The sequence below is a fragment of the Arthrobacter sp. Bi26 genome (assembly GCF_918697925.1).
Taxonomy (GTDB): Bacteria; Actinomycetota; Actinomycetes; order Actinomycetales; family Micrococcaceae; genus Arthrobacter.
The window spans coordinates 1-9,341 of sequence record NZ_CAKKMF010000127.1; the positions used below are offsets into that span (position 1 = coordinate 1).

A 9,341-nucleotide genomic window follows, 5' to 3' on the forward strand; every position below is an offset into this window, starting at 1 on the left:
GTGGTGCCGCCGGGGGAGGTCGCAGCGAACGCGGTTTCGAACGCGCGCGGATTTCCCGCGCACTCGATCACGAACCTGGCTTTAACCCCGGCCTCGAGGACCTGCTGCGGAGTGTATGTCTCGTGGGCGCCGAGGCGGCGGGCGTGATCGAGCTTCTGCTCCAGCGTGTCCACGGCGATGATCCGCGAGATTCCTTGGGAGATGGCGGTGATGAGCGCCGCCATCCCCACGCCGCCGAGACCGACGATCATGATGCTGTCCTGCGGGCGGGGCCGGGCCGCGTTGAGCACCGCGCCGCCGCCGGTCAGCACGGCGCAGCCCAGGACCGCCGCAATGTCCGCGGGGATGTCGTCGTCCACCGGCACGGCGGAAGCGCGGTCCACCACGGCGTGGGTGGCGAAACCTGAGACGCCCAGGTGGTGGTGGACGGGTTCGCCGTCGCGGCTCAGGTGCCTGGATCCGTGCAGCAGCGTTCCGTCGTTGTTGCTCTGCGAGCCTGCCGTGCAGGGCAGCCGGCCGTCCTCGGCGCAGTTCGCGCAGCTCTCGCACCGGGGCAGGAAGGACATGACCACCCGCTGGCCGGGCTGAAGGTCCGTGACGTCGGAACCGACCGTCACGATGCGGCCCGCCGCTTCGTGGCCCAGCAGCATGGGTACCGGCCGGACCCGGTTGCCGTCGACAACGCTCAGGTCCGAGTGGCAGATCCCGGCGGCCTCCATCCGGACGAGGATCTCGGTGGGTCCGGGAGCCGCGAGTTCCAGCTCGGAGATGCTGATGGGCCTGGAGTCCGCGAAGGGGCGCGGGCGGCCGATTTCCTCAAGTACTGCACCGGTGATCTTCATTGATCCTCTTTCGCGGCCTGGTCGGGTTTGAGTGAACGATAGCCGCCGGCCGCAGCCAGCGTCCATTTGGGGCTTCCCGACGGCGGCGGCGTTGACGCCGGCCGGAGGGCCGGGGTCGGGTGGCGGAGGACAAGAAAACCTCAAGGTGACTGGGCCAGAGTGTGAGCCATGGCTGCTTGGGGAAAGCTTTGTCGTCCCCCGAACTCGGCAAGGCCGGCGGTGAGGGCAATGCCTTCCTCCACAGCGGCCTCTGTTCCGTTGCCACTCCGGTGGCCCTGGGCACCGGACCCGCCAGGAAGGTCCGCGAGTTGGGCCCGCGGCCGGTGGCTTCACCGCTTCCTGATCGGCCTGACGGTTTCTGCCCTAATGATCGCGGGCCTCGTGCCGGCGCAGGCCGCAAACGCCGTCACCACTCTTCACGTCTTTCTTGCCGCCGGGCAGTCGAACATGTCCGGGCGGGGCCTCCCCATCCTTGGCTTGGCAGACACGGCGCCGGACCCGCGGATCTTCCAGTACGGAGCCAAAACCCGCACGCTCCGTTCTGCCTCCGTCCCGCTGGACATGCACGACACGCCCAGCGGCATTTCCCCCGCGATGACCATGGCCCGCGAGTATTTGAAGACCCAGCCCCCCGACGTCGGAGTCCTCATCATCCCGGCCGCGCACGGCGACACCGCATTCACCAGCTTGCCGGGGACCCTGACCTGGGCCGTCGGCGCGGCTTCGGCCCCGGAGTTCGATTTGCCGACGCTCGCCGTCAAGCAGACGTTGAGCGGCATCGCGGCGGCGAAAACGGCCGGCTACACCGTGAGCCTCAAGGGCATCCTCTGGCACCAGGGCGAGAGCAACTCCGCCACAAGCACTGCCACCTACAGTGCGAGGCTGGACCAGCTCATTGCCTTCTTCCGCGACCGGCTGTCCGCGCCGAAGCTGCCCTTTGTGCTGGGACGGATGTCGCCGGAAGGCATCGCGGCCACTCCGGGCAGGGGCAACGTGGACAAGAGCCAGTACCAGACTCCGGGCCGCGTCGCCTATACCGGCTTCGCGCCCTCCCTGGCCTGCGCCCTGAATCCGGGGGACATGACCCACTTCTCCCGGGCCGGCATCGAATACCTGGGAAGGTCATACCTTTCCGCGTATCGGAAGGCGATCGCGAACACTCAAGCGTCCGGCATTGCCACTCCGGATCTCGCAGTGCCGAACTGTGCGGGCCGGGCCATTGCCATCGATCCGACGCGATTCCTGGACACCAGGGTCTGGCCGGGCCGGGTGGCTGCGGGCAAGTCGGTAACGTTCCGCGTTGCCGGCGTCCGCGGCGTGCCGGCCGACGCGTCCGCCGTCGTCGTGAACCTGACGGTGACCTCGCCGACGTCGTACGGCGTCATCACCGCCTACGCCTCCGGAACAAACAAACCAGGCACCTCAAACCTGAACTACGTTGCCGGGCAGACCGTTTCAAACCTCGCCATGGTGCCCCTGGGCGCGGACGGCCGGCTGACGCTCACCAATACCTCGTCCGGGACAGCGCATCTGATCGTAGATGTGTCCGCCTATTTCCACGAGGGCAAGCCGTCGTCGCCGGGGACGTTCAGTTCCGTGGCGCCCACCCGGCTGCTGGACACGCGGCTGTCCTCCGGGCCGGTTGCCGGCGGAAAATCGGTGTCCTTCATGGTCGGTGGCAAGCTGGGGATCCCGACGAACGCCTCGGCGGTGGTCCTGAATCTCACGGCGACCCAGACAGCGAGCTTCGGTTTCCTGACCGCGTACGCCGCGGGTTCCTTGATGCCGAGGGCGTCCAATGTCAACTACTCGGCGGGGCAGACCGTGCCCAACCTCGTCGTGGTCCCCGTCGGGACGGACGGGAAAGTGACGGTGTCGAACACCTCATCCGGGGCCGCGCAGGTCATTGCTGACGTCGCGGGATACTTCCTGCCCGGCAAACCCGTCCAGGCAGGCGCCCTCCGCGCCCTGAGCCCCACGCGCTTCCTGGACACGCGGGTCTCCTCCGGCCCCGTCGCGGCCGGGGCCTCGCTGACGTTCCACGTGCGCGGCGTCAAGGGAATCGCGACAACCGTGGCCGCCGTGGTGGTCAACCTGACGACCACCGAGGCAAAGTCCACCGGGTTCCTCACGGCGTTCGGCTCGGGGTCGCCCACGCCGAACGCCTCGAGCCTGTTCTACGTGCGCGGCCAGACGATCGCCAATCTGGCCGTGGTTCCGGTGGGGCCGGACGGCAACGTCAAGATTACGAATAACTCGAGCGGATCCGTCCAGATCATCGCCGACGTCGCCGGCTACTTCCGCGGGTAGGGGGCCGATCCGTCGCGGAACGAAGGGCGGCCCGCTGGATTCCTGGGTGCCACGGGGTAGGTGTCTGGCTGGCTTCCTGGGCCCGGCCGGGGGACATGCCCATTCTTGGCGCCCGCGGGTGGACATGATGGCATTGTGTCCAGCGGCCGCGGCAAGGGGTGGGCATGTCCCCGATGAGCACCGGACATGTCCCGGGTGCGGCGCGGGGAATGGGCATGTCCTCAACGGTGGAGGGTGGGCATGTCCCCTGTTTGACCTGCGTTCCGAAAATGTCCCGTGTCCGGCGTGAGAACTGGGCATGTCCCCGGTGAGTGGCGGGTCCTTGGCTAGAACCCCAGTTGGGCGGCCACCTGCAGCAGCAGCCCCTCGGAACCCATTGGCCCGATCAGCTGGATGCCCATCGGCAGGCCGGAACCGGGGGCGCCGCCGGTCCAGTGCACCGGGACACTGATCGCCGGCAGCCCGCAGACGTTCACCATGGACGACCACGGCGCGTATTCGCACTGTTTGCGGTAGTCGTCGTCGGCGTCGCCCGCCCATTCCGCGACCGGCCAGTAGCCCCCGCCGTGGGTCGCGCCCGTGAACCAGCCCACCGGGCGGGGTGTCTGTGCCAGGGCCGGCGTCAATATGAGGTCCCATGGGGTGTACTGCGCGATCGTGTCCCGCTGGAACTGCCGGAGGAACCCGACCGATTCGTTGACTTTGGCCGCACTGCGCTGCTGTGCGCGCCGGCGGAACGTCCTGGTGAGCGGGGTCAGCAGCGCCTCGCGCTGGGGCGCGATTCGCGCGCTGCCAATGCCGGCGGTCCACGCTGTGGTGAAGGCATCCGGGTAGCGGTTGTCATAGCGAATCGCTGCAGTCGAGGTCTCGTGGCCCGCCGCCTCAAGCCGCGCGACGCCGTCGGCCAGCGCGTCGAGCGCCTCCGGGTCCGGGATCACAGGGAAGATCGATTGCCACGGGCTGTCGAGGCTTATCCCGATCCGCAGCCGGCGCGGCTCCCTGGCAGTCAGTTCGAGATATCCGGCCTCCGCCGGGCCTGCCGCGGCCGGTCCGTCCTCACTTTGGCTTGCACCGTGCGGGGCCGCGCCGGGCATCAGGGCATCGAGCAGCAGGGCGGCATCGGCGGCGGAGCGGGCGAGCGGTCCGGCAACCACGAGCTGCGCGGGATCGCCGGAGCTTTCCCCGGCCGGCACGAGCCCACGTCCGGGCTTCAGCCCGACCAGCCCGCACGCCGCGGCCGGGATCCGGACGGAGCCGCCGCCGTCGGACCCGGGGGCGAACGGCAACAGTCCCGCGGCCACGGCGGCAGCGCTGCCGCCCGAGGAGCCGCCCGAACTGCGGCTGAGCGCATGCGGATTGCGCGACGGCGGAGCGACCCGGTTCTCGCTGTAGGCTGTCAGGCCGAACTCCGGGACCTGGGTCTTGCCCAGCGAGATAACCCCCGCAGTCTTGAGCGCGACGGGAAGTGCGCCGTCGGCCAGCGCCGGTTTACGCTCCAGTGCGGCGCTGCCATGCGTGGTAACGACCCCTGCCACATCCGTCAGGTCCTTGAACGCGACCGGTATCCCATGCAGCGGCGGCAAGGCGCCGCCGTTCCGGCTCCGGAGGGCGTGGAGCCGGTCAGCTGCCGCGGCGTCCTTCTGCGCCTGCTCCGCGGTGACGGTGATGAAGGCCCCGAGCTGCCGATTGTGGGCTTCGATGCGGTCCAGGAAATGATCTGTGGCCTGCCTGGCGGACAGTTCCCCGGACCGGAGCGCATCGCGGAGCTCGACGGCCGAGAGCTCGTGGATCTCAGCCAAGGAGATGGGGTCCCGGCCGTTCCGTGGGCCGCGCGGCCCGAATCCCCGCGGGACATGCCCATTCTTGGGAACTGCGGAAGGACACAATGGCATTATGCCCAGCGCTCGCGCTCAGGGGAGGGCATGTCCCGTGGCGGGGGCCGCGGACGGACCGCTCCGCGGGGTGTTGGGCTGCCATGAGGTCTCCTTTGCGGTCTCCAGAAGCGTAACCTGCCGCCGGCGTGGGCGCGCTGGAAGCGGCGGGGGATACGCTGGGATCGGAGCTTCAAATCTGCGGAAAGGGTGAACATGAGCGACTTCCAGACCGTGAGCGTGTCGGGCATCCCCGATGGTGCCAAGATCGTGGACGTCCGCGAGGACTACGAATGGGTTGCGGGCCACGCCGAGGGTGCCCTGCACATTCCCATGGACCAGCTGCCGGCCCGGGTCGAGGAGCTTGACCCGGACGAGGACCTCTATGTTATTTGCCGCACCGGCGGCCGTTCCTACCGGGCCACTCAGTGGCTGGTCGGAATGGGATATTCCGCGGTGAATGTGGCCGGCGGCATGGACCAGTGGGTCGAGTCCGGCATGCCTTTGGTGTCCGACAACGGGCTTAAACCGGTCGTCCTGTAACCGAAGAAGGAAGAACTGATGCCCGCACCAACGCTCACCTACACATTCCTCGGACCCGAGGGCACCTTCACCGAGGCTGCCCTGATGCAGGTCCCGGACGCGGCCGAGGCCATCCGCATCCCGTCCTCGAATGTGAACACGGCGCTGGACAAGGTGCGGAACGGCTCCGCCGATGCGGCCATGGTGCCGATCGAAAACTCGGTCGAGGGCGGCGTCACGGCCACCCTCGACGCCATCGCCACCGGCCAGGAACTCAGGATCCTCCGGGAGGCCCTGGTGCCCATCAGCTTCGTCCTGGTGGCCAGGCCCGGCGTCGCAATCGGGGACATCCGGCGCGTCTCCACCCACGGTCATGCCTGGGCCCAGTGCAGGCTCTGGGTTGAAGCTAATATTCCCAATGCGGAATATATCCCCGGGTCTTCCACCGCCGCTGCCGCCATAGGCCTGCTGGACGGCGACAGCGTCCATTACGACGCCGCGATCTGCGCCCCGATAGTGGCCACAGAGCAGCCCGGCCTGAAGGTGCTTGCGGAAAACATCGGCGACAACCCGGGCGCGGTCACCCGGTTCGTGCTCGTGGGCCGGCCGGGCGAATTGCCTGCCCCCACCGGCGCGGACAAGACCACCGTGGTGGTGCCCCTGCCCGAGGACCGGCCGGGTGCGCTGATGGAGATCCTGGACCAGTTCGCCACCCGCGGCGTGAACCTGAGCCGGATCGAATCCCGGCCGACCGGGCAGTACCTGGGCCATTACTTTTTCAGCATTGACGCCGACGGCCACGTGGCGGACGCCCGGGTGGCCGACGCGCTCGCGGGTCTGCACCGGATCAGCCCGGCCACACGCTTCCTCGGTTCCTACGAGCGTGCCGACGGCCACCGCACCAGCGTTGCCCCGCATACCTCGGACCACGCATTCCGCGCCGCGCATGCGTGGGTGAAAGACATTCTGGGCGGCGCATCTGCTGAGGCGGAATATACCCCGGGGGCTTCGCCCAGAGCGTAGGCAAATGCCATATGGCGCACTTCCACCACTTCCCAACTGTGCGTATGCTTGCCTGATCCATATTGGGGAAGTCCCCTACGGGAGGGAGCGGGTCATGTCAGGCACCAGCACAGAAAATGACGGCCAGGGAATGATTGTCAATCCCAAGCCGACTGCTGAGAACCAGGACTGGGACGGCGACGACGCCGACCGCGCGGACCGCTTGCGCTTCGAAGAGGAGCAGGCAATGATCCGGGAGCAGTCCGAAGCCCGGGCCGCCAAGGCTGCAGCAGAGGCGAAAAAAGCGGCTGAGGCGAAGAAGGCCGCCAGCGCCTAGCCCTCGCTCCAGCCGCCGTCGGCGCCTAGCCGCCTTTGATACCGTCCTTGACCCGGACCAGCAGGGATCCCGGGGCCACTTCCACGACGACCTTCGTGGCCTCCCCGGAAGGATCGCCGTCCACCTGGGTGGGCATAGGTTCGGGGCATCGGATGGTGATCTTGCCGGAGCGGTAATAGGTCATGACCGGCAGGTCTTTCTTGTGCTTTAGCACGATTTTTGTGGACATGGCCAGCCAGCCGATTGCACTGCGCGGGCTCATCACCACGATGTCCAGCATCCCGTCATCGATCATGGCCTGCGGGATGAAGTCGATTCCCCCGGGGATCAGGCCGCAATTCGCGAACAAAACGCTGCGGATCTTCCGGGTCTGCTCGGGTTGGTCATCGAGCGCTATCGAGACCCTCTTGCGACGCCCCGCAAGGTGCCGGACCCAGGCTTCTGTGTACGCCAGCCAGCCCACGGCCTTCTTCAGGCCATCTAGGGTGTCAGTGACCACTTCGGCGTCCATGCCGATGCCCGCGATCACGAGGAACGTGTACTGCGCGGATTCCCCGGTGCGTGAATTCTCCAAGGTGAGCCGCGCCGTATCGATGAACCGCTGGTGTCCGAACAAAGAGGCCTGCACGTTGCCGGGGAGGTCGTTCACCTCCAGATGCACATTGCGGGCCAGGAGGTTCCCGGTGCCCAGCGGGACCAGGCCCATCGGGATGTCCGTCCCGGCAAGGACCTCGGCCACCACACGCACGGTACCGTCGCCGCCACCGGCCAGTACGACGTCGGCCCCGTAGGCCACCGCCGCCCGCGCCTGCGAGAAGCCGGGGTCCTCCGCGGTGGTTTCGAAGACGCGCGGCGCCGGCCAGCCCGCCTCCGCGCACGCGGCTTCAATCAGGCCCCGGGCCTCGGCCGATCTCGCCTTGATCGGGTTCAGGACCACGGCAACCTTCTGGCGGCCCGTGCCAGGGCTGTGGGTTTCCTCCCACACGGCAGGGCGGGTGTGCTTGGCCTTGAGCCGGCGCACCCCCCACCAACTGGAGGCGGCAAAGACCAAGACCCCAGCGATGACGAGGTAGAGCAGCCAGTCGCGCATTGTGATCCAACAGTATCCCGCCAGCGCCCCCGACCGGCTTGCCCGGCAACGGTGGCCGGATTGGATACTCTTGTCTGGTGATCGACGTAAAAGACCTCAGCGAATATCCGGACAAGTTCCGTGCCAGCCAGCGCGCCCGCGGCGCCGACGAATCCGTGGTGGACGCGATCATCGCTGCGGACTCGGCCAGGCGAGCGGCGCTGATCCGGTTCGAGAACCTCCGGGCCGAACAGAATGCCTACGGCAAGAAGGTCGCCCAGGCCAAGGGCGAGGAAAAGCAGGCCCTCCTCGCCGAGCTGAAGGTTCTGGCTGCCTCCGTCAAGAGCGCATCGGCCGAGGCCGATGTAGCTCAAACGGCCCAGGAGGAACTGCTCCGCGCCATCCCCAACCTGATCGAGGACGGCGTCCCGGCTGGCGGCGAGGACGACTACATTGTGGTCAAGAAGGTGGGCACGCCGCGCGAATTCCCCGACTTCGAGCCGAAGGACCACCTGGAGATCGGTGAGCTGATCGGGGCCATTGACATGGAACGCGGGGCGAAGGTTTCCGGATCCCGGTTCTACTTCCTGCGCGGAGTCGGCGCCCGGCTGGAAATGGCACTGCTCCAGATGGCCATGGAACAGGCGATCGACGCCGGGTTCGTCCCCATGATCACGCCCACCCTGGTCCGCCCGGAAACCATGCAGGGCACCGGCTTCGACGTCAAGCACGACGCCGAGATCTACCGTCTCGCCGAAGACGACCTGTACCTGGTGGGCACCTCGGAAGTGGCCCTGGCCGGCTACCACGCCGACGAGATCCTGGACCTTTCGGCCGGCCCCATCCGCTACGCGGGCCAGAGCTCGTGCTACCGCCGCGAGGCAGGCTCGCACGGCAAGGACACCCGCGGCATCATCCGGGTCCACCAGTTCAACAAGGTGGAGATGTTCATCTACACGACGGTTGAGGAGGCGGCCGCCGAGCACGACCGCCTCCTGGCGTGGGAAGAGGAGATGCTGGCCAAGTGCGAGCTCCCGTACCGTGTCATTGACACCGCTGCCGGGGACCTTGGCAATTCGGCGGCGCGGAAGTTCGACTGTGAGGCATGGGTCCCCACCCAGGGCGCGTACCGGGAGCTGACCTCGACCTCGAACTGCACCACGTTCCAGTCGCGCCGCCTGAACATCCGGGAACGGGTTGTGAACGAGGACGGTGCGCCCAAGGGCACGCGGGCCGTGGCTACGCTCAACGGCACCCTGGCCACCACGCGCTGGATCGTGGCCATCCTGGAGCACCACCAGAACCCCGATGGCTCCGTCAACGTCCCCGCCGCGCTGCAGAAGTACCTTGGCGGCATGACGGTCTTCCCCGTCCTCTAACCCCCCCCG

8 protein-coding genes are annotated in these 9,341 nt (G+C 67.8%); 5 read left to right on the forward strand and 3 right to left on the reverse strand.

What is annotated here, in order from left to right:
• On the reverse strand, positions 1-842 hold an 842-nt coding region (locus LQV16_RS21635; RefSeq protein ID WP_229995917.1), incomplete at its 3' end, for an alcohol dehydrogenase catalytic domain-containing protein.
• A 366-nt stretch (positions 843-1,208) separates the two neighbouring features.
• Between LQV16_RS21635 and LQV16_RS21640 the strand changes: the two genes are divergently transcribed.
• A complete protein-coding gene (locus LQV16_RS21640) occupies positions 1,209-3,152 on the forward strand; it encodes a sialate O-acetylesterase (protein WP_229995918.1) in 1,944 nt (647 codons plus the stop codon).
• A 326-nt stretch (positions 3,153-3,478) separates the two neighbouring features.
• Here LQV16_RS21640 and LQV16_RS21645 read toward each other — a convergent pair whose 3' ends face one another.
• Positions 3,479-4,951, reverse strand: a complete 1,473-nt coding sequence (locus LQV16_RS21645; RefSeq protein ID WP_229995919.1) for an amidase — start codon at positions 4,949-4,951, stop codon at positions 3,479-3,481.
• Between the two features lie 288 nt (positions 4,952-5,239).
• Here LQV16_RS21645 and LQV16_RS21650 point away from each other — a divergent pair, with 288 nt between their 5' ends.
• The 3 genes from LQV16_RS21650 to LQV16_RS21660 all read left to right on the forward strand — a co-directional run bounded on the left by LQV16_RS21650 (position 5,240) and on the right by LQV16_RS21660 (position 6,884).
• Positions 5,240-5,566 carry a rhodanese-like domain-containing protein gene (locus tag LQV16_RS21650; protein ID WP_229995920.1) on the forward strand — a complete coding sequence of 109 codons (327 nt, stop codon included), beginning with the start codon at positions 5,240-5,242 and terminating at the stop codon, positions 5,564-5,566.
• An 18-nt stretch (positions 5,567-5,584) separates the two neighbouring features.
• Entirely contained in the window at positions 5,585-6,568 is a 984-nt protein-coding gene (pheA, locus tag LQV16_RS21655; RefSeq protein WP_229995921.1) for a prephenate dehydratase, read from the forward strand.
• A 94-nt stretch (positions 6,569-6,662) separates the two neighbouring features.
• Positions 6,663-6,884 (forward strand): hypothetical protein, encoded by a 222-nt coding sequence (locus LQV16_RS21660; protein ID WP_018774949.1) that lies wholly within the window; start codon positions 6,663-6,665, stop codon positions 6,882-6,884.
• A 25-nt stretch (positions 6,885-6,909) separates the two neighbouring features.
• On the opposite strand, the gene LQV16_RS21665 is transcribed toward LQV16_RS21660, so the two are convergent.
• A complete protein-coding gene (locus LQV16_RS21665) occupies positions 6,910-7,974 on the reverse strand; it encodes a diacylglycerol kinase family protein (protein WP_229995922.1) in 1,065 nt (354 codons plus the stop codon).
• Positions 7,975-8,051: 77 nt separating this feature from the next.
• Here LQV16_RS21665 and serS point away from each other — a divergent pair, with 77 nt between their 5' ends.
• Positions 8,052-9,332, forward strand: coding sequence for a serine--tRNA ligase (gene serS / locus LQV16_RS21670; protein ID WP_229995923.1), 1,281 nt, complete (start codon positions 8,052-8,054; stop codon positions 9,330-9,332).
• Positions 9,333-9,341 lie beyond the last annotated feature (9 nt).